Here is a 24,370-nt window from a genome sequence, read left to right as displayed (position 1 = left end):
CAGGACGTTCTGTTTCAAGTTATTAACGCTGCTCAGCGGATAATAGGATAGCGCTCGAAGGGCCGGTCTACGAACAGCTTGCGGTAGGTGGCGTGGGTTTTGATGATTTTGGCGCCGATGCTGCGCGTGGTCACGAGCATGCGGGGGTTGAAGTCGCCAATCCAGTTCATCTCGATGTTTTCGTAGCCCGCCATTAAAAAGCGGTCTTGCGTCCAGGTAATCAGCGCCAGGTCTACGCCCTTGCCCTGAAACTCTGGAATCACCCCGTAGATGATGCCGAGCACTTTCTTATCGGGGCGCCGCATATAGCGCCACTGCTGCCACACAAAGCGCAGCTTGCCCAGCAGGTCGAGGCGGTGGCCGATGTGCTTGAAAATCTGATTCAGCTCGGGCAGGTTCAGGAAGAAAGCCACCGGCTCGTCGTCGTGGTAGGCGAAGGCGAGCAAGCGCTCGTCGATAACGGGCTTCATCTCGCGCACGAGGTGGCGCGCCTGGTCCAGGGTCATGGGCTTTACGCCTGCATGGCGGCCCCAGGCCAGGTTATACACGTGGTGAAAATCCTGGGCCATCTTCCCCGGCTCGGCCTTGCGGGCGTAGGCAAAGCGGTAGTGGCTGTCGGCCTCGAAGGTGGCCAGCTTTTGGTGAAAGCTGGGGTGCAGCGGCATCGCTACTGGCCGGTGGCAGGTGTACTGCTTGAAGTAGAGCTGAAAGCCGTAATTCTCAAACAAGCCCTGATAATAAGCTGGATGCCAGAACATACCGTAGTTGGGCTCGCGGTCGAAGCCATCGATGAGCACGCCCCAGAACCGGTCGCGGTCGCCGAAGTTGATGGGGCCATCCACAGCCAGCATGCCGCGCTCCCGCAGCCAGTCGCAGGCCACGTCAAAGAGCTGGTTGGCGGCTGCCTGGTCATTAATGCACTCAAAGAAGCCTAGCCCGCCCGTGGGCAGCGTGGCATCGGCGACAGTAGCCGTAAGCACATTCACAAACGCCGCGATGCGCCCGATAACCGCGCCCTGCGCATCGGTGAGCAGCCAGCGCTGGGCCTGGCCGCCGGCGGCGAAGAGCTTGTTTTTGGCCGGGTCAAACACAGCCTCGACCTCATTGTCGAGCGGGCCGATGTAGGCCGGCTCGTGGCGATGCAAGCGGTGAGGTAGAGCGCAAAACTGCCGCTGCTGGGCCTTGGAAAGAACTTCGAGAAGTGGCATAGCGGCAAAGGTAGCCCCGGCACGCTAGGGTAAAACGGTGGGTAGCCGATAGCAGCAGGGCACCGTGGATGGCCAGGAAGGCATAGCGGAAAATGAACGGAGCGTTGAGGCTTTCCCGGCCGCTAGGCAGTTGTCTCGCCCCTTGGGCGGTCGTTGTAAGCCTAGTGGTGCCGCTTTATTAACTGATTAGGTACCCTGCCAGCCAGACAGTGGTCAGTGAAAGTCTTCTCAAACTCTAACTATAGCTAGTGCTGTTGGCTGCGGGTGGCAGGGGCACCCGCGCAACGCCAGGGGCAGCTAGCAAGGTCCCCCCAAAGAATCAGCCATAGGCGCGCAAGTTACTAGCGCCTGTCTGGGCGGCGAGCGTAGAAGCTAATTGCCCGCAGTTTACGTAAACTACGCCCTGCTGCCGGGGCAGCAACAGAACCAACCGGCATATATCGTGGTTTGGGTGGCGGAAGTGACTGACCCATTGCATGCCCGTGGCGCGCTTACTGAGCTGCGTGCCCGGTGCCTGGGCGGCCCGGGCATACCCTAGCAATCGGCTGGCGAATCGGTGTTCACTGCCCAACTTCTCGCTTTTATTCCCCTTATGGCACTTTCTTCCTTCGACTTTCAGCAGGCCCGCGTCAAGCAGGTGTTGTTTAAGTCGCGGCTGCGCTCGGTGCTTTACGGGGTGCGCGAGGCCGAGCCCAGCCTGTTTTCGCCCGCCGAAAGCCCGCTGGGCCAGTGGCTGCAAACGGTGCTCAAGCCTAGCCATGGCACCCGGCCCGAGGTACACGAGGCCGAGCGTCTGCTGCAGCAGCAGCTGCGCACGGGCCAGGAACTCGTGGCCCGCTACCAGCGCGGCCAGATTGAGGAGGCCCGTGCCGGCCTCGACCGCATCAATACCCTGGCCGACCAGATAGAGGCTGTACTGCTAAACTTGCAGCACAGCCTCGGGGTGAGCTAGCCCGGCAACCTGCCTGCCGGGCCTTGCGTTAAGAGTGTGGTTCGATTACGCGCCCGCTCATGAAACGCACCGAAATCCTTATTCGCCAAGACCGTATTGTGTACACGCTGCTTATCGTGACCGCGGCCATTGGGCTGGCCTGGGTGCTGTGGCGGCATCAGTACCTGCTCAGCCGCAGCCACTTGGGCACGGCCGCGGCGCCGGTTGCCACTACACCACGCTAAGCCTGCCGGCTGCCTGGTGGCGGGGTTAGCAAAAAATACCTGCTTCTAGGTAGCTTGATAGAAAGCTGCTGATTCGCAATAATTTGCTTGATAGAGTGATTGCTGCTAGGGCCTGCGTGGCTCGTGGGCAGGGGTGAGAGGCATTCACTTGATTTTCATGACTGGAAAGTAGGTATCTTACGGGCAACTAAGCGTTTGGGCCTATGTCTACTGCCGCTGCTACCTGCGTCATTATCGATAATAACGAGATAGACCTCTACCTTCTGGAGCATTTAGTTAGGCTCACCAAAGAGTTGCGCCTGGTGTCCTCGTTTACCGATGCCCACGAGGCGCTACGCTTTTTACAAACCCACACCGGGATAGACGTGCTGCTGCTCGATGTAGAAATGCCCGGGCTATCGGGGCTCGACATCATGCGGCAGCTAGGCCAGCCGCACCCGGCCGTTATCATCGTCAGCAGCCACCGCGATTATGCCCTCGATGCGTTTGACCTGCACGTGGCCGACTACCTGCTCAAACCCGTTGAGTACCCGCGCTTGCAAGAGGCCATTCGGCAGCTGCGGCCGGTGGCTAGCCCCGAGCTGGTGCCCCACACGCTGCCCGAGGCCGAAGCCGAGCCTGGTAGCCACGACTTGTTTGTGAAGGTAAACAACCGGTTGGTGCGGCTCGATTTTAAGGAAGTGCTTTATATCGAGGCCATGTCGACCTACTCGGTGCTGGTGACGGCTCGGCAAAAGTTCATCGTGCACTATACCCTCAAGCGCATCGCCGAGCGGCTGCCCTTCGCCTACTTTCGGCGAGTGCACCGCTCTTACATCGTCAATACCAGGCTCATCGACTGCATCGAGGACAACGTGCTCACGCTGGCGGGCCATGAGGTGCCCCTGGCCAAGTCTTACCAAGACGAACTGCTGCACTCGTTGCGCAGCCTGTAGGCCCCCGGCCCCGGCAGTACCCAGGCGCTTAACACAAGATGCACGAGCTTCTGGATAGCAAGGAAGCCCGTTCGCTTATCGGGGCTGGCCCCGTCGGGTAGTAAAGCTACCTTTAAGAAGCAGCTGCTTTGAGCCGGCCGGCAATCAAAGTGCCAGCCGGTGAGGCGCTTGCCCGGCTTATTGGGGGCAGGCGCTGGGAAGGGACCAGCCTGGGCCAGGCAGCTGCAGATACTCGCTCTTCAGCTTCTTGAAAACATGACTTTACCGTATCTCAGCGCGGCGCTGCAGTTTGATTTTGCCCCGCGCTCCTTTCAGTCGGCGGCCGAAGAGCGCGCGTATGCGGCGCGCTTGCGCGAGGTTGAAAATGCCCTGCTTTGCCAGGCCGTGTGCGGGTCGCCGCTGCCGGCTAGCAGCCGCAAGCGCCTGCAGCGCTACCTCAATGGCAAAATCAGCCGCGCCGAAGCGTTTCGGGCGCTTTACCACCCGCCGGGCCGCCGGGCCAACTAGGCACTTGGTTTCCGGGCCTGCACATTCTACCTACGCCGCTCATCTTCACCACCCTGCTATGCTCCGACAAGCTACCCCCGACTGCCACGACTGCCCTAGCCGCCAGCACAACCTGCTAAGCTGCTGCCCCGCCGCCGATATTGACGCCATTGCCCAAGACAAATACAGCCAACACTACCGCGCCGGCCAACCTATTTTTAGTGAAGGCACCCGGCCCGCGGGGCTCTACTGCGTGCACGAGGGGCGGGTGAAGATTACCAAATCGGGGGGCGACGGCAAGGAGCAGATTATTCGCCTGGTGCGGCCCGGCGATGTGCTGGGCTACCGCGCCCTGGTGGCCGGCAGCGTGCACGCCACCTCGGCCATTGCCTTGACCGACTGCATTGTATGTCTGATTAGTAAGTCCGTTATTGCCCACCAAATTGAGGCCAACGCGCACTTTAGCGGCGCGCTGCTGCAGCTGCTGGCTGCCAACCTGGGCGATGTGGCCGAGCGCATGCTGCACCTGGCCTACAAGCCTGTGCGCGAGCGCCTGGCCGAGGCCTTGCTCCTGCTGCTGCGTACCTACCACCCGGCCGAAGCGGCGGGCCAGCCCTTCACCATCGCCATCAGCCGTGAAGACCTGGGTGCCCTCATGGGCACTACCAAGGAAACCACTACCCGCATGCTGTCCGAGTTCCGGCACGAGGGCCTGCTGGCCACCCGCGGCAGCGCCATTACCATCCTGGCGCCCCGCCAGCTAGGCCAGATAGCTGCGCTGTTTGACTAAGTGGCGGCCCCGGCGAGGCGGGCCGGCACTTAGTGCGTGGCCGAGTCCTGGGCAATGGCCCGGCCGGTGGCGTCGAATACCAGTAGCCGTAGGCGGTAGTGGCGTAGCGTGCCTATGTGCAGGCCTAGCTGGGCCAGCGCTACCTGCTGCTGGGCGGGCAGCTCAAAGCTGCCGCGCTGCGAGGTGTGGGCGGGCCGGCCCGGCCCCTGGCGCAGGGCCCGCAGCTCGTAGCGGTAGTGGGCGGCCTGGTCGAGCTGGCTGCGGCAAGTACCCGTGACGCGCAGCAGCTGCCCCTGCTGGCTGAGCAACAGTTGCACCCGGCAGGGGGGCGTGCCGGCCGGGTGCAGGGCTAGTAGGGGCAACAGCCCCAGCGCGGCTAAAAAACGGTATTTCATAGCTTAGAAGGCAGATAGCGTGCGACAAGCTGGGCCAGCAAAGCCCGCCTGGTACCCCAAGGGCCGGCGCCACCGCTCGGCTAGGCCCCCAGAATACGCCCGAAAGCTCGGACGTACCCCAGGGCGATAAAATGCGCCCGGTCATGCGTCAACATGAGCTTTATCATTTTTAGCGAGGCCCCGGCCGCTAGCCCGGTAGTGCTACCGTGAACGTCGAGCCCACACCGGGCTGGCTCTGCACCGTGATGGTGCCCCCGGCATTTTCGACCATGCGCTTCACCATGTAGAGGCCCACGCCCGAGCCTTCGACGTGCGAGTGCAGGCGCCGGAACATGCCGAAGAGCTTGCTTTGCTGGGTGGCATCGAGGCCCAGGCCATTGTCTTGCACTTCGAGTAGCACCTGGCCCTCGGCGCGGCGGCAGCGCAGCGCCACCTGGGGCAGCCGGTCGGGGGCACGATACTTGATGGCGTTGCTGAGCAGGTTGTACACCACCGAGCGCAGGTTTTTGGCGCTGAAGTGCACCGTGGGGCAGCTGGTTACCTCCACGGTGAGGCTAGCGCCGGCGGCGGCCAGGTCAATGGCCAGGTCGAGGCGCACGGCGCGCACCAGCGCGGCCAGGTCTACGGCCTCGGCGGGGGTACCGTCGGCCTGCTGCAGCTTCGACACATCGGTGAGGTGGGCCAGCGTTTCGCGAAAGCGCCCCACCGCGTCGTCCATCATCGAGAGCAGGCGCGGCACCAGCGGGGCCTGCAGCGCCTCGGGCGGCAGCTGCTGGCGCAGGGCCGTAAAAAGCCCTTCGAGGTTGGTAATGGGCGATTTCAGGTCGTGCGAGGCCGTGTACACGAAGGTGTCGAGGTCGGCATTGGTGCGGCGCAGGCGTAGGTTGGTAGCTGCCAGCTCATCGGCCAGGGCCTGGGCTTGCTGGCGGTTTTCTTCTACCACCCGGCGGGCGCGCACCTGGTCGGTTACCTCGTAGGCAAACACCAGGATGCCATCTATCTGGCCCAGTGCGTTGTAGCGGGGCTGGTAGGTAAAATTAAAAAACAGCTCCTGCAGCGCAGCGCCCTCATGGCGGGCCAGCTGCAAGGGCAGCTCCTGGGCCACAAAGGGCTCGCCGGTGCCATACACGCGGGCTAGCAGGCCGGGCACGGCCGTGTCGGCCAGCTCGGGCAGGGCCTCCGCTACGGCCCGCCCAGCCAGCGCCCGGCCCGGAAATATCTGCTGGTAGGCCGGGTTTACGAGCTGGTATACATGGCTAGGCCCGTCGAGAATGGCAATGGGCGCCGGCGCATCCATAAAGAGCGTGTGCAGCAGCCCGCGCTGCTGGTCGGCCTCGCGGCGGGCCAGCACCTGCGCCGTCACATCGTAGGTAAAGACCGAGATGCCCACGATAGCGCCGTTTTCGCGGTAGGGCTGGTAGGTAAAGTTGAAATATGTGGTCTGGGCCGGTTGGCCGTCGGGCGGGGTAATGGCCAGTGGCAGCTCCCGGCCAAAGAAGGTTTCCCCCGTCTGGTACACCCCGTCGAGCAGGGCCACAAAGCCCTGGGCCACCGCCTCGGGCAGGGCCTCGGCAGTGGTGCGCCCCAGCAGCTCCCGGCCCGGAAACAGCGCCTGAAACGAAGGGTTGAGGTACTCCATGCGGTGCTCGGGCCCGCGTAGTAGTCCCACGGCGGCCGGCGTTTGTTCAAATATCTGGTACAGGTCTTCGCGCGCCTGGGCCTGGCGCTGGGCGGCGGCCAGCGCCTCGGCCTGCCACGCGGTGGCCTGCTGGCGCGCCCGCACCTTTTCGGTCGCATCAATCAGAAAGGCGATGATGCCCTGCACCTGGCCCTGGCCATCGAGAATGGGCTGATACACAAAGTCGAGGTAGCGCTGCACCAGCTGGCCGGTGGCCACATCGCGCAGCTGCACTGCCGCCTCGTTGCCCACGTAGGCTTGCCCGCTGGCCTGCACCTCGTCGAGCAGCGCCAAAAAGCCCTGCGCCTCGATTTCGGGCAAGCGGTCGGCTATTTTTTGCCCTAGCTGCGCCCGGCCTCCGGCCAGGGCCAGGTAGTTGTCATTAAAAAATGAATACCGGTGGTCGGGGCCCACGAGGGTGGCAATGGCGGCCGGCACCTGGCCGAGTATCTGGCGCAGCAGGCGCTGCTGCTGGCGCAGCTGCTCGCGCTGCTCCTCGGCTTCGTGCAGGGCGGCCTGCACATCGTGGCTGCGGGCCCGCAGCCGCACTTCGAGCTCCTCGTTCAGCACCCGCAGGGCCTGCTGCGCGTGGGCCAGCTCGGTGTTGTTGGTCAAAAACTCCTCGTTGGCGGCCCGTAGCTCTTCGTTGGCCGTAGCCAGCTCCTCGTTCGACACATCGAGCTGCTGGTTGAGGCGCGCCAGCTGCTGGGCCGTGGCTTCTACCTGCTGGCGGGCCTGCACCTGCGTCGTCACATCGTAGGCAAACACCAAGATGCCAGCCACCTGCCCGCGCAAGTCGCGGCGGGCCTGGTAAGTGAAGTTATAGTAGCGCTTTTCCAGCTCGGCCGGGCGCGTGTTGTGGTGGTCGAGCTGCACTAGCATCTCGGTGGCCACAAAGGAGTTGCCGGTGCGATAGACGTCGTCGAGGAGCTCAAAAATGGGCTGGCCGGCCAGCTCGGGCATGGCCTCGGCAATGGGCAGACCTAGCAGGGGGCGCTTGCTCACCAGTGCCTGGTACGCCGGGTTCACTAACTGAAAGCGGTGCTCGGGGCCCTCAAGCACGCAAATCATGGCGGGGGCTTGCAGCAGCACGTTGCGCAGCTCGGCCGCTTGCAGCTCGGCCTCGGCGTGGGCTGGCGCGGGCGGCGGGGTGTCGGCCAGGGCATAGCTCACGAGCAGGCCCTGGCCCGTGCGCCGGGCGGCGGCCTGCAGGCGGGGGCCTGCCCCCCCGGAGGCTACTTCAAAATGCTGCGCATCAGGGGCTAGCAGGGCATCACGGTGCCGGGCCAGGTCGCCATTAGTCAGGCTAGCCGGAAAGTGTTGGACGAAGGTGGTGGCGGGCCGGGCTGGCAGCCCTAGCAAGCGCTGGGCAGCGGGGTTGAGGTACGCAAAGGCCAGGTCAACGACCATGCCCTCGGCATTGGTAACGGGAGTGTAGCCTACTAGGCCCGCCAGCGACAAGTCCAGCACGGCTGGCAGCACGTCATGCTCAGAAAAAAAATCAGCGGGTAGCGGAGCCGAGGCAGGCATAGTAAAAATCAAAAGCACCAAATCGTGGGCCCGCGCAATGCGACTGCCAGCTCAGCCGTGGCGTACGCGAAGGTACCCCTGCCAGCCGATAACTAAACAAAGCGCTAGTGCCAAGTAAGGCTCTATCAGCTAAAGGGCTAGGGGCTACCCAGAATGTTTTCTAGCCAGCCTCGGCCACTTCATTGGCAAAGATGGAAACGCCCACTATAGCGCCATTTTCATAGTAAGCCTGGTAAGTGAAGGTAAAGCGATGCACCTGGGGCGGCCCGGTGGGCTGGGCGAGCTCCACAGCTACATCCTGGCCGAGGTAGGTTTTGCCCGTGCGGTACACCTGCGCCAGCCGGTCGGCTTCGCCGCTGGTCAGTGCTTCGGGCAGCGCCTCGGGTAGGGGGCGCCCTAGCAGGCGGCGGCCCGGAAAAAAGGCTTGGTAAGAGGCATTGGCGTACTCGAAGCGGAGCTCGGGGCCGCGCAAAATGGCTACGGCGGCCGGGGTGTGCGCAAAGACCTGGTACACCGTTTCGCGCTCCTTGGCCTGGCGCTGGGTCACGGCCAGCATAGCGGCCTGCAGGGTTTCGGCCTGGCGGCGGGCCAGCACTTTTTCGGTTACATCCACGATAAAAGCCAGAATGCCTTGCGTCTGGCCTTGCTCGTCGACGAGGGGCTGGTAGCTAAAGTCTATGTACAGCTGCTCGGTCTTGCCGGTGGTGCGGTTGTGCAGCTGGGTCGGCGTGTCCTGGCCCCGGAAGGGTTGGCCAGTGGTATACACCTGGTCGAGCAGGCTTATGAATCCCTGCGCTATTACCTCCGGAAAGACCTCGGCCACGGTTTGGCCGAGCTGCGTGCGGTGGCCCGACAGCGCCTGGTAGGTATCATTAAAAAAGCTGAAGCGGTGCTCGGGCCCGCTGAGGGTGGCAATGGCGGCCGGCACCTGCCCCAGTATCTGGCCCAGTTGGTGCCGCTGCGCCGCCACCTGGGTGCGCTGCTGCTCGGCTTCTTGCAGGGCGGCTTGCAGCTGCTGGGTGCGCTCGTGCACGTGGCTTTCAAGCTTTTGCTGCACCAGCAGCACTTCTTCCTGGTTTTCGAGTAGCTCCTGGTTGCTCAGGTGCAGGGCCTGGTTGAGGGTAGCTAGCTGCTGGTTGAGGTCTTGCACCTGTTGGCGGGCCACTACCTGCTCGGTTACTTCGGTGGCCACCACCATCACCCCCACTATCTGGTCGCCCTGCTCGCGCACGGGCAGGTACACAAAGTTCCAGTACACAGTTTCGCGGTGGCCGTTGCGGTCGTGCTGCGCGGGCATTTCGCGGGCCACGTGAGGCACGCCGGTGGCAAGCACCCCCGCCAGCAGCTCTTCGTAGCCCATGCCGGCCACCTCGGGCAAGGCCTCAAACAAGCCCTTGCCGATAATGTCTTCGGCCCGGCGCCCCCACAGCTCGCACACCAGCGGGTTGGCCAGCTCAATAATATTGTCGGGCCCCCTGTACACGGCAATAGCCACCGGTGCCTGCTCAAAAATACGCTGCAGCTCGCCGCGCTGGCGCTCTACGTCGCTGAGGGCCACCTGCTCGCGGGTCTGGCTTTCGCGCAGCGCCGCCTGGGTCCGCACCTGGTCGGTAATGTCGGTGACGGCGTGCAGCAGGTGCTCGACGCGGCCGTCGGGCCCTAGCACCGCGCTGTTGCGCGGCAGCCAGTGGCGCTCCACAAACCGGCCGGGGGCGGCGGGGTCGGGCACGTCGTAGCGCTGCTGGGGCAGCTCGTGCGGCTGGCCCGTGGCCAGCACCTGCGCAAACGAGGCCTGCAGGTTGCGCACGCTGTTGGCCTCGGGCGTGTCGGGGTTATCACCAAAAACCTCGAACACCGGCCGGCCCACCAGCTGCGCGCGCGGGGTGAGCGTGGCTGCCACATAGGCGTCGCTGGCGGCTTCTACCACGAGGTCGGGCGAGAGCAGCAGAAAAGCCCCTGGCAGCGCATTAAAAACAGATAATAAAGCAGAGCTAACAGACATGGGAACAGGGCAGGGAGGCAGACTACGGGCATGTACACTGCCCTGGCTAGCCCCTCTTACGCAATACAGCTTGCGAGCGATGGCCCGGCTGCCGCGGCCAGCCGGGCACGTATCTGGAAATTGCTAAAAATGGCTTCGAGCCGTCGGGCTTCGGCGAGCGGACGCCGGATGAGCCGGGCAAAAGTGGCGTTTCTACGAAGTTGCCGCGGCGCCCTTAGTCGGGTAGCTCATCGGCCGCGGGCAGCTGGCGCTGAAAGTGCAGCTGCAGAATAGTATTGATTTTTTCTTCGGTCAGCGGCTTGCTGGCCATGCCCGCAATGGGCAGCTCATTGAGGCGCGCCAGGTCGGTCGAGTTCATGCTGGTCGTCAGCACCACGATGATAATACCTTCCTGGTGCTGGCGCGGCAGGCGCTGGTAGGCTTCCAAAAACTCCATGCCGTTCATGGCGGGCATGTTTACATCGAGTAAAATCAGGGCCGGGCACGAGGTGCTGGGCGCCGCGCACTCGTTTTCGAGCAGGGCGAGCGCCTCCAGCCCATCGCGGGCAATAATGAGCTGGTCGGTGACGTGCAGCGAGCGCAGCAGCGACTCGTTGAGGTAGTTAGTGGTGGCGTCGTCATCGACGAGCAGTACGCTGGAAAGCTTTTTCAACGGATACGGAAATAAATACTACCTGCTTAAAGCCGTTCGGCGGCCGGAAGTTCGCCGGGCCAGGGCAGCGTTACGGTGAAGGTAGAGCCCACCGCCGGCTCGCTCTGCACCTGCACCGTGCCGCCGGCGTTCTCCACGATTTTGCGCACCATGTAGAGGCCCACGCCCGAGCCCTCGACGTGCGTGTGCAGGCGCTGAAACAGCCCAAACAGCCGCTGCTGCTGGCGCTCGTCGAGGCCCAGCCCGTTGTCGTGCACGCGCAGCACCACGGCGTTATCCTGGCGCTCGCTCTTAATATGCACCAGGGGCACACGGTCGGGGGCGCGGTACTTGAGGGCATTGCTGAGCAGGTTGTACACCACCGAGCGCAGGTTTTTGGGCGAGAGCGGCAGGGTAGGGGCCGCGGCCACCTCGGCGGTGAGCTGCGCGCCCGTGGTGGCCAGCAGCGGGGCCAGGTCGAGCTGCACATTGGCTAGGGTGTCGGCCAGGCTGCTGGCCTCGCCGGGCACGCTGCCCTCTTGCTGAAGGCGCGAGATATCGGCCAGGTGGCCAATGGTTTGCTGAAAGCGCGCCACCGACTGCTGCATGAGGCCCAGCAGGTGCGGCACCTGGGCCGGGGCCGGCTGGCTGCGCAGGGCGCGGCTCAGGGCGTCGAGCAGGCCCTCGATGTTGGCAATGGGCACCTTCAGGTCGTGGCTGGCCGTGTACACAAAGGTGTCGAGGTCGGCATTGGTGCGCGTGAGCTGCTGGTTGCGGGCCTGCAGCTCCTGGTTCAGCTCCAGCACTTTGCGGCGGGCCAGCACCTGCTCGGTCACGTCGAGGCCGAAGATAGATATGCCCGCGATGCGCTCCTGCTCGCGGTAGGCCTGGTAGGTAAAGTCGAAGTAGCGCGTGCGGGGCGGCAGCGCCCCTAGCGGCGTAATAGTGATAGGCACCTCGGCCTGAAAGCGGGCCGTGCCGGTCTGGTAAATGCCATTGAGCATTGTGAGCAAGGCCATGGCCTCGGGCTGCACATCGGCCAGGCGTTGCCCCCGCAGCCGCTGCCCCGGAAAAAGCGCCTGATAGGCCGGGTTGAGGTAGTCGATGCGGTGCTCAGGCTCGCGCAGCAGGCAAATGACGGCCGGCGACTGCTCGAAGAGCTGAAACGCATTTTCGCGGTCTTCTTTCTGGCGTTGGGTAGCGGCCAGCATGGCGGCCTGCAGGGTTTCGGCCTGGCGGCGGGCCAGCACCTTATCGGTCACGTCCACGATAAAGGCCAGAATGCCTTGCGTCTGGCCTTGCTCATCGACGAGGGGCTGATACACAAAGTCGAGGTAGTGCTGACGGGCTGGCTGGCTGGCCGCCGGGTGCAGCAGTATCGAGAGCTCACTGCCCAAAAAGGGTTCGCCGGTGGTGTACACCCGGTCGAGCAGGCCGATAAAGCCCTGCTCGACTACTTCGGGCAGCAGCTCGGCCACGGTACCCCCTAGCTGGGCGCGACCCTCGGTGAGGGCCAGGTAGTGCTCATTGAAAAACGAAAACCGGTGCTCGGGGCCGCTCAAGGTAGCTACCGAGGCCGGCACCTGCCCCAGTATCTGGCGCAGCAGGCGCTGCTGCTGGCGCAGCTGCTCGCGCTCGGTAGTGTCTAGTATGCTGTGAATGAGGCCGGTGGTTTCGCCCTGTGCATTGCTGATGGGCGTGTGGCGGGCTTCCCAATAGCGGGCGGCGCCAGCCGCTGGCGCGCCCCCCAGGTGGTACTGCGGCACTGTGATGGTCTGGGGCTGACCCGTGGCCGCCACCTGCTGTAAGGAGGCGCGCAGGCTAGCCAGGGCCTCGGCGGCGGGCGTGCCCGGCTCGGCCCCCCACACCGCCGGCAGCGGCTGGCCCACTAGCTGCGCGCGGGTGGCCTGCACGCTGGCCAGGTAGGCATCGGTGGCCGCCACGATGCGCAGTTCGGGCGTGAGCACCAGGTGGGCACCGGGCAGCACGGCAAAGGCTTCGGGCAGCAGCCCGGCCGGCTGGCCACTAGAGGAGTCAGGAGTCATTCGGGCAAAAAGGCTGTCGCACCAACTCACCCGCAGGGTTGGCCGCGCCTGGCAATCAAAAGTAAGCCCCCGGGTACCCGGCGGCTCGCGCTCGGCCGACTCCCACGTGGCCACTAGCCGGCGCGATGCCCAGTTTCCGACGCCGGGTACGAATACGCAGGCGATTAGCATCTTCCTTAACTTGCTTACGGCTCTACTACTTACGGCCGCATAGTGCCGGCCTCGGGGCCTGGCAGCCTGCCCGTGGGCGGTACTGTTTGCTAGCCCCCACCGGGGCACTGAGGGCAGACTAGCGCATGGCTACCTGCACGGGCTGGCCGGCAGCCAGCTCCTCACTGCCCGACTTCAGCACCACGTCGCCGGCCCGTAGCTTGCCAAATACCTGCACCTGGCCGGCGTTTTCGTCGCCGAGCTGCACGTCGACCAGCTCGGTGCGGCCATTGGCCACCCGGATGAGGTAGGTGCGCTCGGCGGTATTCACCACCGCTGTCTTGGGCACAAACAGGCTATTGGCCCGGGCCTGCACCGGCAGGCTGGCCGAGGCAAACATGCCCGGCTTCAGCTCTTCTTTCGGATTAGGAATATCCAGCTCGACCTGCTCGGAGCGGGTGGCCGCCTGCACGCTGCCCGCCGTGCGCGTGAGCTTGCCCGTGAACGTGCGCCCCGGAAAGGCTCGCACCGTGAACTGCACCGGGTTGCCATTCTGGATTTCGCCCACGTATGCCTCGGGCACCGCCACCCGCAAGCGCAAGGGGTTCAGCTGCTTGAGCTTGAACAGCGGCGCGCCGCCCTGGCTCACCAGGGCGCCGGGCGCGGCCGTGCGCTCGGTGATGGTGCCGGCAAAGGGCGCGGTGAGGCGCAGGTAGGCGGCCATCTGAGCGGCGGCGCGGTAGTGAGCGCGGGCGGCCACCACGGCCAGGCTGTCGCTGGCGGCCAGGGTGCGGGCCTGGTCTACGGCCAGCGGCGACACGGCGCCGGCGGTGTGGGACGTCTGGCGCAGGCGGCGGTAGCTGCCCCGGCTGCCCTGGGCGGTGGCTTCGGCGGCTTTTTGCTTGCTCAGGGCCTCGCTGAGGGCGGCGGTGAGCTCGGGGGCGTCGAGCTCGGCCAGCACCTGGCCGGCCCGCACGTGGTCGCCGATGTCCACGTTCACCCGGCGCACGTAGGCGCTCACGCGGGGTGTAATATCGGTTTGGTAAAAGCTCTCCAGCTCGCCGGGCAGCGTGAGGGCCTGGGCCGGTGGCGCGGCCGTGACCTGCACGGCGGGGTAGGCGGCGGGCGCGGCGGGGCTAGCGGCGCCCGCCGCTTTGGCGCTGGCCTGCTCGGCCGCATCGCCCGACGATGAGCCGCAGCCGCTCAGCAACAGGGCGGGGGCAGCCAGCAAAGCCGCTAGGGTCAGCAAACGGGCCGGGCGGAAAGAAAGCAAAGGGCGAGTCATGGCTACTAGAAAAGTCAGCAGGAGAAGAGGTTAGGCAAGTACTGGCTCGGGCTGCGGGCGCTCGGCTGTGGGGGCGCGGTCGTAGTCGGCGCTTTCGGGGTCGTCGGGGTCGAGCGAAACGGAGGTGAAGGTGGTGTTGCGCTGCACGGCCGCGAATACCACTGGCAGCACCAGCAGCGCGGCCAGGGTAGAGGCGAGCAGGCCGCCAATCACGGCGCGGCCTAGCGGGGCAGTTTGCTCGCCGCTTTCGCCCAGGCCGGAGGCCATGGGTAGCATGCCGGCAATCATGGCAATCGAGGTCATCAGGATGGGGCGCAGGCGGGCGGCGCCGGCCAGGCGGGCGGCGGCCGTGGCGTCGCGGTAGCGCAGGCGCAGGTTCTCGGCGTTGGTCACGACCAGCACGGCATTGGCCACCGACACGCCCACCGACATGATGATGCCCATGTACGATTGCAGGTTCAGGGTCTGGCCAGTGGCGAGCAGCAAGAGTAGCGAGCCGGCCAGCACCGCCGGCACCGTCACGAGCACCACGCCGGCCACTTTCAGCGATTGATAATTGGCAGCCAGCAGCAGGAAAATCACCACAATGGCTAGCCCCAGGCCGGTTTGCAGGCTGCTCAGGGTTTCTTCGAGCAGCTTGGCTAGGCCCCGCACCTGCACCACCGAGCCCTTGGGCGGCGCGCCTACTTCCTTAATGGCCTGCTGCACGGCACGGGTGGCGGTGCCCAGGTCCTGGCGGTTGATATTGGCCGACACCGTGACGATGCGGCGCGGCCCAATGCGGTCGTACTCGCCGGGCACGGTGGCCGTGCGCAGCGTGGCCACGTCGCCCAGCGTGGGGTGCGCCTGGCCCGGCACCAGCGGAATGCCGCGCATGTCGTTCTCGGTTTTCATATCCTGCGAAGCCAGCTGCACCTGCACCTGGTAGGCAAAGCCTTTGCTTTGGTCGAGCCACAAGTTCTTGGCCGTGAAGCGGCTGCTCGATGTGGCGGCCACCAGCGACTTGGCAATCTGGTCGGGTGTGAGGCCAAACTGGGCGGCCCGGCCCCGGTCCACGGTAATCTGCACCGTGGGGTAGCTCAGGGGCTGATTCACGCGCACGTCGCGCAGGTAGGCAATCTGCCGGAGCTTGGCCACCAGCTTGTCGGCGTAGGTTTTGCCATCGGCCAGGCTCTTGCCAGCCACCAGTACCTCGATGGGCGTTTGCGCGCCCTGGCTCATAATCTTGTCGGTCAGTTCAATAGGCTCGAAGCTGAGCTGTACGTCGGGCACCTGCCGGGCCACCGCCTGCCTTATCTTGTCCTTTAGCGCGTCGAGGTTCTGCACCTTGTAGTCCTCGGCCAGGTTCACCTGCAAGTCGGCCTCGTTGGGGCCGGCGTTGAAGACGTAGAGCGCGCTCGTGCCGTACGAGCTGGGCGTCATGCCCACGAAGGCCGAGCTGATAGCCACGTTTTGCGGCCCCACGATGTCCTGAATAGCCTTGATAATCTGCTTGGTGCGGTCTTCGGTGCGCTCGATGCGCATGCCCTCGGGCGCCACAATGCGCACCTGGAACTGCTTGGAGTGGGTGATTTTGGGCATCATATCCTGCCCGATAAAGTAGAAGCACACCCCAATAATGGTGGCGCACACCACGCCATACACGCTAGCTACCAGGGCCCGGTGGCGCAGCAGCCGGTCGAGCAGGCTCAGGTAGCGCAGCTTCACCCGCTCGAAGCCGCTCACTTTTTCGGGGTGGTGCCCTTCGTAGGTTTCTTGGGCTGCGTCGCGCGGCTCGCTCAGGTCGGGCAGCAGGCTCAGCTCGTGCGGGCTAGGGTGGGCGTGGCCCTTCAGCCACCAGTTGGCCACCACTGGCACAAAGCTTTGCGAGAGGATGTACGACACGATAATCGAGAAGCCCACCGACAGCGAGAGCGGAATAAACATGCCGCGCGGCACGCCATTCATCAAAAACGCCGGCGCAAACACGGCCAGGATGCTAAGCGTGATGAGCAGCAGCGGAAACGATACTTCCTGGCTGGCATCGAGGATGGCGCGGGCCTTGGGCTTGCCCATTTCGAGGTGCTGGTGAATGTTTTCAATCACCACCGTGGCCTGGTCGACCAGAATGCCGATGGCCAGCGACAGACCCGAAAGCGTCATCAGGTTAATGGTCTGGCCGAAGAGCTGAAGCAGCAGAATGGCCGACAGAATCGAGGCCGGAATGGTGAGAATTACGATGAGCGACGAGCGCAAATCGCCCAAAAACAGCAACACCACCAGGCCCGTGAGCAGCGCCCCTAGCCCGCCCTCGAAGGCCAGGCTGTGCACGGCCTGGGTCACGTACACCGACTGGTCGAACTCGTAGCTGAGCTGGATATTATCGGGCAGCAGGGCGCGCATCTCGGGCAGCTTGGCCTTGAGGGCGCTCACCACACTCATGGTGGAGGCATCGGCCGACTTCGTGACGGGGATATACACCGAGCGCTTACCGTTGATGAGGGCGTAGCCCACCGGAATGTCGGTGCCGTCCTCCACCGTGGCGATGTCGTGGATAAACACCGTAGGGCCCACGCCCTGCCGCAGCGGAATGTTCAGAAAATCAGGCACCTTGTCGAGCACCGTGTTGCTAGGGGTCATCACCATGTAGTCGCCCATGCCCACGGCCCCTGCCGGCGATACCTGGTTGTTTTTCACAATGGCCGACACGATTTCATCGGGCGTGAGGGCGTAGCTCTTCATCTTGTCAGGGTCGACGCGCACCACCACCGTGCGCTCGTTGCCGCCAAAGGGCGGCGGCGCCGACGCCCCCGGAATCTGCGAAAACAAGGGCCGGATTTTGGTTGAGGCCAGGTCCTGCATCTGGCCCAGCGAGGCGCTGGCCGAGCTAAATACCAGCTCGCCCACCGGCAGCGACGAGGCATCGAAGCGCACCACCGTGGGCGGCACCGAGCCGGGCGGCAGGTAGCTCATCACGCGGCTCACCTGGCTAGCCACCTCGCCGGCGGCCTGGGCCATGTTCACGTCTTCGTAAAACGTGCACTTCACCAGGCACAGGCCCTGGATGTTCTTCACCTCCACGTCCTTAATGCCCGATACGTAGAGCATCTGGTTTTGGTAGCGCGTGGCGATGAAGCCCTCCATCTGGCCCGGCGTCATGCCGCCGTAGGGCTGCGCGATGTAGATGGTGGGCAGGTTGAGCCGGGGGAAAATATCGACCGGGATGCGCCCTAGCGCCAGCCCCGCAAACACGAGAACGCCGAGCAGGGCCACGATAACGGCAATGGGTTTGGCAAGGGCAGCTTTGAGCATATGTTTAAGCTGTTAGCTTCTTTAAAAGTCGTCCGTCAGCATGACGTTCTTAGGTTGATTCTCTACAGCTGCCCTAGCAGGCCGCCGAGGTTGCCGCTGGCGGCGCCTTGCAGCAGCACGGCGCGCCAGAGGTTGTTGGTGGCCAGGGCCTGGTCGGCTTCGGCGCGGTTGAGCACCTCGGTGGCCTGGGTGAGCACGAGCAGGTTGTCGAGGCCGGCGTCGTAGCGGGCGCGGGCGGCGGTGTAGGCCTGGCGGGCGGCTGCCAGCTGGGTCGGGGCCGCCAGGGCCGTTTGCTGAGCCAGCTCTACTTGCAGGCGGGCGTTTTGGAGCTGGGTGTCGAGCTGGAGGGCTTGCTGGTCGTAGTCGGCGCGGGCCTGCTCGGTGCGCAGGCGCTGGGCCTGCACGGCCCGGCCACTGTGAATAAGCTCGGTGGCCCGCCAGGTGAGCGTGGCGCCCAGCATGTAGTTGTAGGCCTTGAAGGGCAGCCCCGCGCCCGGCGACGAGTCAATCACAAAATTCCCTTTATCATCCACCGCATCGCGCACGCCCGAGCCCCGGCCCCAGGTCGAGGCGAGCAGGTTGAGGCTGGGGCGCTTGTTGGTACTGAGCAGCGACGCCTGCGCCTGGCTGGCCACGATGCGCTGGCGGTAGGCGCGCAGCAGCGGGTTGGTGGCGCGGGCCGTGTCGGCGGGACCGCCCGCTAGGGGCAGGCGCGAGTAGAACTGCATCGAATCGAGCTGCACCGCCTGGGTGGGCTGGCCCAGCAGGCCGGCCAGGCGGGTGCGCTGCGTGCGGGCCTGCTGCTCGGCGGCAAGCACTTGCAGCCGGGCGCGGGCCAGCTCGGCATTGGCCGTCGAAGAGTCGATGCCCGCCCGGATGCCCGAGCGCGTGCCCGCCCGGATAACGAGCGCCAGCTGTTGCGCCCGGGCCAGGTTGGCTCGCTGCAAGGCCACGGCTTTTTCGGACCCTAGCGCCAGCAGGTAGGCATCGGCCACCTGCGCCTGGTACTCAAAAATGGCCTGCTCGTAGTCGGCCTGGGCGGCCGACACGGCCGCCTGCGAGCGGGTTTCGCTGGCCCGGTAGCGCCCAAACGTCACGGCTGGCCACTCAATAGCCAGCACCCCGAGGCTGGAGAAGTTCGTGCGCCCGTCGGGCCCCGTCGCCTTCACCGCCCCCGATTCGGAAAAGGCGACGCCCGGCAGGTAAGCCCCGCGCACCTGGTTGGCGGTGGCATTGAGGGCCTGGGCCTGCGCCGTAAGCTGGGGCAGAAACGTGGCGCGGTTGGTGCGCACATCGGCCTCGGCGGCCCGCACGGCCAGCTGCCGGGCGCGCAGGGCGGGGTAGTTGGCCTGGGCCACTTGCAGAGCCTGGGGCAGCGTGAGGGGCCGCGGCAGCTGGGCCAGCTCGCGGGGCTGCTGCGCCTGGGCCAGCCGGCCGCCGGGGCCCAGCAGCAGGCCTAGCCAGCCCAGGAAAAAGAGAATTCTCAGCGTCATGCCGCAAACCTCCGGGCGCGGTATTAGACTGGTATTAAGACCAAATTAGAAGTTATTAGAGGGAGCTACCCCCTGGCCAGCGGCAGCCGCACCTCGGCCACCGTGCCGCCGCCCGGCCGGGGCCGCAGGTGCAGTGTACCGCCGTGCCGCTCGATGATGCGGCGCGCCAGGGTGAGGCCGATGCCAAAGCCGGGCACGTCGGCCGGCACGTCGCGGCCCCGCGTCAGAGGCTCAAATAAGCGCTCGGCTTCGTCGGGCCGAATGCCGGGGCCCCGGTCTTCGATGCGCACGCGCACGGCGGCTTCGGTATCCATTTCGAGGCACACCTCCACGGGCTGGCCGGCCGAGTACTTGGCGGCGTTGTCGACGAGGTTGCCCAGGGCCGTGCGCAGCAGCGAGGCGTGGCCGAGCAGGGTAGGGGCCTGGGTTTGCTGCTGCACGCCCTCGCTCAGGTCGAGGTTGAAGGGCTGGCCGGCATACTGGCGCTGGGCCGTGCTCACCACCTCCAGCAGCGTATCGACCAGGTCGAGGGGGCTAGTGGGCAGCGACGGGTCGGGGCCATCGAGCCAGGCCAGGTACAGCAGGCCGTTGGTGAGGGCCGTGAGGCGGTCGAGCTCCTGCACGGCTCGGCCCAGGCCCACGCGCAGGCTGGCGGCGTCCTGGTCGTAGGCCAGCGAGGTTTCGAGCCAGCCCTTGAGCGTGGTAAGAGGCGTGCGCAGCTCGTGCGAGGCGTGCGAGATAAAGGCCCGCTGGCTCTCGGCCAGGGTTTCTTGCCGGGCCAACAAGTCATTGAAAGCCAGTGCTAGCTGCCCCACTTCATCGCGCACATTGGCCGGGCGCAGCCGAAAGCCCGCCGTGCCCGCCCGCGGCGTGCGCAGCTGCCCGATAACCAGCGTGAGCGGGGCCAGCGCCCGCACCGCAAACAGCCACCCTAGCGCGCCCACCACGGCCACCGCCCCCAGCATACCCAGCCCCAGCACCTGCCGCAGCCGGTGCAGCTCGGCGTGGCCTTCCTGGTCGTAGGCCGTCACCACCGTCACGTAGCGGCCGGGCGCGCCCGGCCGGCGGTAGCTCAGGGCCATGCCCTCCTTGCGCTCGGCGTGGCCGGGGCTAGGGTAGGTAAACGCCAGCGAATCCTGGGTCCGGGCCCGCCCCAGCCACGCGGCCGACGGCTGAAAGTCAGGGGTTAAGCCCGCCGTGTACACGGGCTGGCCGGCGGGGTCATACACGTACTGCGTCTGCTCGGGCAATGAAACGAGCATGGCCCCGGCGGCCGAGTCGCCCAGCGCCAGCACCTGCTGCGTGAGGGCCGCCTTGCGGGCCAGCCGCTCGGCAAATGTCTGGGCCCGAAAGCGCGCTGTGCTCACGTACACGTAGCCGGCCAGGGCTAGCAGCAGCCCCATCACCAGGGCCGCAAACCAGAGCAGGAGCTTGTGTTTAATCTGCATGGCCGAACCGGGCTAGCCGCGCATCATGTAGCCGGTGCCCACGATAGTGTGCAGCAGCTTCTGGCCGAAGGGCTTGTCAATCTTATTGCGCAGGTAATTGACGTACACGTCGATGATGTTGGTGTTGGTGTCGAAGTTCAGGTTCCAGACCTTCTCGGCAATATCGACCCGGCTCACGGTGCGGTTCTGGTTGGTCATCAGGTATTCGAGCAGCGAGTACTCGCGCGTGGTGAGCTCGATGGGCTGGCCGGCGCGGCGCACGGTGCGGGCGTTCACGTCCAGCTCCAGGTCGGCCACGCGCAGCACGTGGCGCAGGCCCGCGTAGGCCTCGCCGCGGCGCGCCAGGGCCCGCACGCGCAGCAGCAGCTCCCGAAACGCGAAAGGTTTCACCAGGTAGTCGTCGGCCCCGGCGCCGAAGCCATTTTCCTTATCCTGCAAGCCATCGAGGGCCGTGAGCAGCAGCACCGGCTGGCGCGGCGAGTGCTGCTTGATGTAGCGGCACAGCTCAAAGCCGTTGAGGCCAGGCAGGTTCACGTCCAGAATCACCACGTCGAAGGGCTGCTGGTCGAACAGCGCCTGGCCCATGCGCCCGTCGTAGGCCACGTGCAGGTCGTAGCCCTCGGCCTCAATGCCTTTTTGAATGAAGTGCGTAACCACCACTTCGTCTTCTACCAGCAGCAGTTTCATGGCGCGAAGGTCGGCGAATTTGCCAAAGCCTCGATGAAGTGATTTTTGCGCTTTAGCCTTGCTTATCACAAGCGGGGCCGGCAGAGGGGCTAGCAGATACGGCAGCTGCCAAGCTGATGGGCACCGGGTGATAGTCCTTGAGTGCTGGCGCACATCCCGGGCCAGGGAGCCATTGCCAGAATTCTGCTAGGATTCCAGCCTTACTTTGGGCCTGCACCCACTTTTCTAGGTATGAAGCTGCTCTTAGTGGAAGACGAAGCCGAGCTGCGCCAAACGGTGCTGGAAACCCTGCGCCAGCACGGCTACGTGGTCGAAACGGCCGCCACTTTTGCCCAGGCGCACGAGAAGCTGACCCTCTACAGCTACGACTGCGTGCTGGTAGACTTGACCCTGCCCGACGGCGATGGGCTGAATCTGATACGTCTGCTAAAGGCCGAAAACTCCTCGGCCGGCGTGCTCATCCTCACGGCCCGCGACGGTGTGGAGGACCGCGTGAAGGGTCTTAACCTCGGCGCCGACGACTACTTGGTAAAGCCCTTTCACCTCTCCGAGCTGAACGCGCGGGTGCTGGCCATTATCCGCCGGCGGCAGTTTCAGGGGCACACGTCCATCACGTTTCGCGACATCGTGGTGCGGCCGGAGCACAACGAGGTGCTGGTGCGCGGCGAGCCGCTCGTTCTCACCCGCAAAGAATACGACCTGCTGCTCTACCTGCTGGCCAACCCCGGCCGGGTGCTCACCAAGGAAGCCATTGCCGAGCACCTCTGCGGCGACCAGGTGGATGCCGCCGACTCACTCGACTTCATCTATACCTACCTCAAAAACCTGCGCAAGAAGCTGCAGGAGCGCGGCGTGGACAACTACATCCGCACGCTCTACGGCGTGGGCTACAAGCTTAATCTGGAGTAGCGGCCCATGAAGCTCCTCACCGCCACCACCCGCTACTACCTGCTGCTCGCGGCCGGGCTCTTTGCCCTGGCCAGCGGCCTGCTGTACGTGGGCCTGGAATGGGCGCTGCGCCACGAGGCCGAGGAGCAGCTGCGCGGCGAGCAAACCTACGTGCAGCAGCTGGTGGCGCAGGGCCAGCCGCTGCCGGCGCGGCTCTTCGTCTACCAGCTCGACCGTAGCGCGCGGCCCCGGCCCACGGGCTTCGGCGATACGCTGCTGCTCGACCCGGTAGAGCGCGAGCTGGTGCCGTTTCGGCAGCTCACGTTTCGGGTGCCGGCTAGCGGGCAGGGCGCCGAGTGGATAACGGTGCGCAAGTCATTGGTAGAAAGCCAGGATTTATTACGGGTGGTGCTGAGCGTGATGCTGGGTGCGCTGGCGCTGCTGCTATTGGGCGTGGTGGGCCTGAACCGCTGGCTGGCCCGGCGGCTGTGGGCGCCGTTTCAGCACACGCTGCGCCGGCTGCGGGCCTACGACCTGCACCGCCACCAGCCGCTAGGGCTGCCCGCGCCCGCCATCAGCGAGTTTGCCGAACTCAATCAGGCCCTCAACCAGCTGAGCGAGCGCCTGGTGGCCGACTACGAAAGCCTGCGCCAGTTCACCGAAAACGCCGCCCACGAAACCCAGACTCCCCTGGCCATCATGCAGGCCAAGCTGGAGCAGGCCCTGCAAGCCCCGGCCCTGCTCGAAGATGAGGCCACGCTGCGGCTGCTGAGCGATGCCCGCCGGGCGGCCCAGCGGCTCTCGCGCCTGCACCAGGCCCTCACGCTGCTCAGCAAGCTCGAAAACCAGCAGTTTGCGCCCACCCAGGCCGTTCTGGTGCACCTCGACCAGGTGCTACACGACCGCCTGGCCATGCTGGAGCCGCTGCTCGACGCCCGCGACCTGCGCCTGACCCTGCACGTGGCCCCTGGCCTGCCGCCCCGCCACCTGCACCTGGGCCTAGCCGACTCGCTGCTGCAAAACCTGCTGCAAAATGCCATCAAACACAATCAGCCGGGTGGTGAAATTGTGGTATCGCTCACGCCCACAGCCCTTGAAATCAGTAATCCCGGCCCGGCCATTGAGGGCGACCCTAGCCGGTTTTTTGAGCGTTTTCGTAAGCACAGCGCCGCCTCCGACTCGCCGGGGCTGGGCCTGAGCATCGTGCAGCACATTTGCGCGTACTACGGCTTTCGGGTGCGGTACTTATACGGGGCCGCTGCGGCGCGCCACACGCTGCGGGTCGAGTTTGCGTGAATTGCCGCACCCATTGTCTACTGAAGTCTTTTTCTGATGCGTATTGCTACCCAAGCTGCCGAGGCCCTGCGGCAAGTGCACCGCCACCGCCTGCTAGCCCTACTGCTAGCCGTAATTGTGGGAGCGTGGAGCCTTTTTGGCCTTGTGGCGCACGAGCTGCACGAAGACCGGCTGCAACCCGACCAGGGTTTTCCTTTCGACCGGCCCATCCTCAACTACTTACACGCCCACGAGGGCCACGGGCGCTGTGCCCTAGCCAATACCTTGAGCGCGCTAAGCGGCCCAGTGTGGCTGACGGGCTACGGACTCGTGGCCCTCGTGCTAGGGTGGCTGGCCTACCGGCGGCGCTATCGGGCCCTCATTTTTGCGGTGGGCGCCGTGGGCGGCACCATGGCCATCAACCTGCTGGCCAAGTACCACTTCGAGCGCCTGCGGCCCGCTTTTTATAACCAGGTATGCTTTGAAACCCCCACGCAGCTCACCGACCCTAGCTTCCCTAGCGGCCACACCATGGCCTCGCTGGCAATGGCGTGTGCGCTGGGCATCTTGTGCTGGCCCACGCGCTGGCGCTGGCTGGTGTGGGGGCTGGGGCTGGGGCTAGCACTAGGCGTGGCGTGGTCGCGCCTCTACCTGGCGGCGCATTACCCGTCCGATGTGCTGGCCGGCTGGCTGGCTACCATTGCCTGGGTTTGGACGCTGTATCTGGTACAGTTGCGCTACTTCGGCGAGCTGCGCCAGCTAGGGCACACGGTGCGCGAGGAGGTAGAAGAGGCCATATAAGCTGTCCCCAGCCTTGTTCCTGAATTATGAAAACCCAACCAGCACGTCATGCTGAGCTTGTCGAAGCATCTCTATCGCGCTGTTCGGGTGTTGTTCGATAGAGAGGCTTCGCAAGCTCAGCATGACAGACGTTTTTTGGATAGTGGGTCTCACACGTTCTTCGGAGGCTAGCCCCA

19 protein-coding genes are annotated in these 24,370 nt (G+C 65.0%); 8 read left to right on the top strand and 11 right to left on the bottom strand.

All coding sequences use genetic code 11. The annotated features are described in order from the left end of the window. Positions 1 to 32 precede the first annotated feature (32 nt). Positions 33 to 1,208: a hypothetical protein gene (locus J4D99_RS00820; protein WP_208129795.1), complete on the bottom strand. Its 1,176-nt coding sequence runs from the start codon at positions 1,206 to 1,208 to the stop codon at positions 33 to 35. 592 nt (positions 1,209 to 1,800) lie between these two features. Between J4D99_RS00820 and J4D99_RS00815 the strand changes: the two genes are divergently transcribed. From J4D99_RS00815 to J4D99_RS00795, 5 genes are all read left to right on the top strand, one after another. Further along, on the top strand, positions 1,801 to 2,160 hold the full coding sequence (locus tag J4D99_RS00815; RefSeq protein WP_208129794.1) for a hypothetical protein: 360 nt from the start codon (positions 1,801 to 1,803) through the stop codon (positions 2,158 to 2,160). 59 nt (positions 2,161 to 2,219) lie between these two features. Beyond that, positions 2,220 to 2,384: a hypothetical protein gene (locus J4D99_RS00810; protein ID WP_208129793.1), complete on the top strand. Its 165-nt coding sequence runs from the start codon at positions 2,220 to 2,222 to the stop codon at positions 2,382 to 2,384. Positions 2,385 to 2,587: 203 nt separating this feature from the next. Continuing rightward, positions 2,588 to 3,319 (top strand): LytR/AlgR family response regulator transcription factor, encoded by a 732-nt coding sequence (locus J4D99_RS00805; protein WP_208129792.1) that lies wholly within the window; start codon positions 2,588 to 2,590, stop codon positions 3,317 to 3,319. 255 nt (positions 3,320 to 3,574) lie between these two features. After that, complete coding sequence (locus tag J4D99_RS00800) at positions 3,575 to 3,826, top strand: hypothetical protein (protein ID WP_208129791.1); 252 nt, start codon at positions 3,575 to 3,577, stop codon at positions 3,824 to 3,826. 58 nt (positions 3,827 to 3,884) lie between these two features. Next, positions 3,885 to 4,595, top strand: a complete 711-nt coding sequence (locus J4D99_RS00795) for a Crp/Fnr family transcriptional regulator (protein ID WP_208129790.1) — start codon at positions 3,885 to 3,887, stop codon at positions 4,593 to 4,595. A 29-nt stretch (positions 4,596 to 4,624) separates the two neighbouring features. Here the strand turns inward: J4D99_RS00795 and csgH are convergent, their stop codons facing one another. The 10 genes from csgH to J4D99_RS00745 all read right to left on the bottom strand — a co-directional run bounded on the left by csgH (position 4,625) and on the right by J4D99_RS00745 (position 21,230). Next, positions 4,625 to 4,990, bottom strand: a complete 366-nt coding sequence (csgH, locus tag J4D99_RS00790; RefSeq protein WP_208129789.1) for a curli-like amyloid fiber formation chaperone CsgH — start codon at positions 4,988 to 4,990, stop codon at positions 4,625 to 4,627. 187 nt (positions 4,991 to 5,177) lie between these two features. Beyond that, a complete protein-coding gene (locus J4D99_RS00785) occupies positions 5,178 to 8,198 on the bottom strand; it encodes a PAS domain-containing sensor histidine kinase (RefSeq protein WP_208129788.1) in 3,021 nt (1,006 codons plus the stop codon). Between the two features lie 160 nt (positions 8,199 to 8,358). Continuing rightward, positions 8,359 to 10,200: a PAS domain-containing protein gene (locus J4D99_RS00780; protein WP_208129787.1), complete on the bottom strand. Its 1,842-nt coding sequence runs from the start codon at positions 10,198 to 10,200 to the stop codon at positions 8,359 to 8,361. A gap of 214 nt (positions 10,201 to 10,414) precedes the next feature. After that, positions 10,415 to 10,852: a response regulator gene (locus J4D99_RS00775; RefSeq protein ID WP_208129786.1), complete on the bottom strand. Its 438-nt coding sequence runs from the start codon at positions 10,850 to 10,852 to the stop codon at positions 10,415 to 10,417. A gap of 26 nt (positions 10,853 to 10,878) precedes the next feature. Then, on the bottom strand, positions 10,879 to 12,876 hold the full coding sequence (locus J4D99_RS00770) for a PAS domain-containing protein (protein ID WP_208129785.1): 1,998 nt from the start codon (positions 12,874 to 12,876) through the stop codon (positions 10,879 to 10,881). Between the two features lie 289 nt (positions 12,877 to 13,165). Beyond that, a complete protein-coding gene (locus tag J4D99_RS00765; RefSeq protein ID WP_208129784.1) occupies positions 13,166 to 14,311 on the bottom strand; it encodes an efflux RND transporter periplasmic adaptor subunit in 1,146 nt (381 codons plus the stop codon). A gap of 30 nt (positions 14,312 to 14,341) precedes the next feature. Continuing rightward, positions 14,342 to 17,602 carry an efflux RND transporter permease subunit gene (locus J4D99_RS00760; protein ID WP_208129783.1) on the bottom strand — a complete coding sequence of 1,087 codons (3,261 nt, stop codon included), beginning with the start codon at positions 17,600 to 17,602 and terminating at the stop codon, positions 14,342 to 14,344. 62 nt (positions 17,603 to 17,664) lie between these two features. Beyond that, the gene (locus tag J4D99_RS00755; protein WP_208129782.1) at positions 17,665 to 19,095 is read right to left on the bottom strand and encodes a TolC family protein; all 1,431 of its coding nucleotides are present in this window, start codon (positions 19,093 to 19,095) and stop codon (positions 17,665 to 17,667) included. A 65-nt stretch (positions 19,096 to 19,160) separates the two neighbouring features. After that, a complete protein-coding gene (locus J4D99_RS00750) occupies positions 19,161 to 20,543 on the bottom strand; it encodes a sensor histidine kinase (protein WP_208129781.1) in 1,383 nt (460 codons plus the stop codon). 12 nt (positions 20,544 to 20,555) lie between these two features. Then, positions 20,556 to 21,230 (bottom strand): response regulator transcription factor, encoded by a 675-nt coding sequence (locus tag J4D99_RS00745; RefSeq protein WP_208129780.1) that lies wholly within the window; start codon positions 21,228 to 21,230, stop codon positions 20,556 to 20,558. Positions 21,231 to 21,461: 231 nt separating this feature from the next. On the opposite strand from J4D99_RS00745, the gene J4D99_RS00740 reads away from it, so the two are divergent. Genes J4D99_RS00740 through J4D99_RS00730 form a run of 3 tightly spaced genes read left to right on the top strand, consistent with a single transcriptional unit; the run spans position 21,462 to position 24,194 of the window. Beyond that, positions 21,462 to 22,139, top strand: coding sequence for a response regulator transcription factor (locus J4D99_RS00740; RefSeq protein WP_208129779.1), 678 nt, complete (start codon positions 21,462 to 21,464; stop codon positions 22,137 to 22,139). 6 nt (positions 22,140 to 22,145) lie between these two features. Then, entirely contained in the window at positions 22,146 to 23,414 is a 1,269-nt protein-coding gene (locus J4D99_RS00735; protein ID WP_208129778.1) for a sensor histidine kinase, read from the top strand. 36 nt (positions 23,415 to 23,450) lie between these two features. After that, the gene (locus tag J4D99_RS00730) at positions 23,451 to 24,194 is read left to right on the top strand and encodes a phosphatase PAP2 family protein (RefSeq protein WP_208129777.1); all 744 of its coding nucleotides are present in this window, start codon (positions 23,451 to 23,453) and stop codon (positions 24,192 to 24,194) included. The last annotated feature ends 176 nt before the right edge of the window (positions 24,195 to 24,370 follow it).

Source organism: Hymenobacter sp. BT559 (genome assembly GCF_017571525.1).
Classification (GTDB): domain Bacteria; phylum Bacteroidota; class Bacteroidia; order Cytophagales; family Hymenobacteraceae; genus Hymenobacter; species Hymenobacter ginsengisoli.
This window is presented reverse-complemented; position numbering and strand designations above follow the sequence as displayed.

Bases quoted from the DNA above. Each gene is read 5' to 3' on its own strand.
- J4D99_RS00765 (WP_208129784.1), bottom strand. From the start codon at position 14,311: ATGACTCGCCCTTTGCTTTCTTTCCGCCCGGCCCGTTTGCTGACCCTA.
- J4D99_RS00815 (WP_208129794.1), top strand. From the start codon at position 1,801: ATGGCACTTTCTTCCTTCGACTTTCAGCAGGCCCGCGTCAAGCAGGTG.
- J4D99_RS00820 (WP_208129795.1), bottom strand. From the start codon at position 1,208: ATGCCACTTCTCGAAGTTCTTTCCAAGGCCCAGCAGCGGCAGTTTTGC.
- J4D99_RS00780 (WP_208129787.1), bottom strand. From the start codon at position 10,200: ATGTCTGTTAGCTCTGCTTTATTATCTGTTTTTAATGCGCTGCCAGGG.
- csgH (WP_208129789.1), bottom strand. From the start codon at position 4,990: ATGAAATACCGTTTTTTAGCCGCGCTGGGGCTGTTGCCCCTACTAGCC.
- J4D99_RS00750 (WP_208129781.1), bottom strand. From the start codon at position 20,543: ATGCAGATTAAACACAAGCTCCTGCTCTGGTTTGCGGCCCTGGTGATG.
- J4D99_RS00730 (WP_208129777.1), top strand. From the start codon at position 23,451: ATGCGTATTGCTACCCAAGCTGCCGAGGCCCTGCGGCAAGTGCACCGC.
- J4D99_RS00805 (WP_208129792.1), top strand. From the start codon at position 2,588: ATGTCTACTGCCGCTGCTACCTGCGTCATTATCGATAATAACGAGATA.
- J4D99_RS00785 (WP_208129788.1), bottom strand. From the start codon at position 8,198: ATGCCTGCCTCGGCTCCGCTACCCGCTGATTTTTTTTCTGAGCATGAC.
- J4D99_RS00795 (WP_208129790.1), top strand. From the start codon at position 3,885: ATGCTCCGACAAGCTACCCCCGACTGCCACGACTGCCCTAGCCGCCAG.
- J4D99_RS00770 (WP_208129785.1), bottom strand. From the start codon at position 12,876: ATGACTCCTGACTCCTCTAGTGGCCAGCCGGCCGGGCTGCTGCCCGAA.
- J4D99_RS00740 (WP_208129779.1), top strand. From the start codon at position 21,462: ATGAAGCTGCTCTTAGTGGAAGACGAAGCCGAGCTGCGCCAAACGGTG.
- J4D99_RS00745 (WP_208129780.1), bottom strand. From the start codon at position 21,230: ATGAAACTGCTGCTGGTAGAAGACGAAGTGGTGGTTACGCACTTCATT.
- J4D99_RS00810 (WP_208129793.1), top strand. From the start codon at position 2,220: ATGAAACGCACCGAAATCCTTATTCGCCAAGACCGTATTGTGTACACG.
- J4D99_RS00800 (WP_208129791.1), top strand. From the start codon at position 3,575: ATGACTTTACCGTATCTCAGCGCGGCGCTGCAGTTTGATTTTGCCCCG.
- J4D99_RS00735 (WP_208129778.1), top strand. From the start codon at position 22,146: ATGAAGCTCCTCACCGCCACCACCCGCTACTACCTGCTGCTCGCGGCC.
- J4D99_RS00755 (WP_208129782.1), bottom strand. From the start codon at position 19,095: ATGACGCTGAGAATTCTCTTTTTCCTGGGCTGGCTAGGCCTGCTGCTG.
- J4D99_RS00760 (WP_208129783.1), bottom strand. From the start codon at position 17,602: ATGCTCAAAGCTGCCCTTGCCAAACCCATTGCCGTTATCGTGGCCCTG.